The organism is Mucilaginibacter sp. P5_A4, from assembly GCF_056400605.1.
The window spans coordinates 1-870 of sequence record NZ_JBFUKX010000160.1; the positions used below are offsets into that span (position 1 = coordinate 1).

General features: G+C 34.0%; 1 pseudogene. It reads right to left on the reverse strand.

Features of this window, described 5'->3' with window-relative positions:
- Window positions 1-377, reverse strand: a pseudogene (locus AC1DQW_RS27800) (MBOAT family O-acyltransferase); the annotation flags it as partial.
- Window positions 378-870: the final 493 nt, after the last annotated feature.

An 870-nucleotide genomic window follows, 5' to 3' on the forward strand; every position in this document is an offset into this window, starting at 1 on the left:
GCCTTGCTATAATCAAAAACCCTTTCTTTTTTTATCTGGGGCAAAAGATGAGTTGCCCGTTCAATTGGGCCGGCCACTAAAAGAGGAAAAAAACTTACAAATAAAGAGTAGTCAATAAAATTTCTTTCAGCATCGATCCTTTTCTTGTAAATATCAATAACATACGACAATCCGTGAAATGTATAAAAAGATATACCAACCGGCAGGATAACCTTTAATGTCCAGGGATTTACATGCAAGCCTGCATCTGCAAACATTTGTGTAAATGAGGATGCAAAAAAATTATAGTATTTAAATACGCCGAGGAAACCTAAATTAATTAAAATGCTGAGCCAGAGCCAAAATTTTCTTGATTTTTGAGTCTTTGACTCCGTCATTTTTAACCCGGTAAAATAATCTAACACCGTGGAAAAAACCAGGAGGAAAAGAAACCGCCAATCCCAGCAGGCATAAAAGAAATAGCTTGCACAAAGCAATAAAAAGTTTTGAAACTTAATATTCCTGTTAAATACAAACCAGTAAAGAACAAACACTACAGGCAAAAAAATTGCAAAGCTAACAGAGTTAAAAAGCATAGTGGATTTTGTTAACGTGATATGGTTATTTTGCGATAACGCCGTTAATTGGGAAAAAAAAGGCTTAATTCTATTTATTAAGTTACCCTTTTATCATTTTAGTATTAACCAGATAAAGTATAGGATATGCCGTATTAAATCGCCTTACACATTTTAAACATCAACACCAAGAAATATACAGAGCTTGTTTTAACACGACAATTTTACAGACTAATAAGCCGCTTTGTTTAGCTGATAGTCACAATCAATTTGCCATCAGCTTTTTATCTCACCAAATCTGTTCAGAGGATCGGCT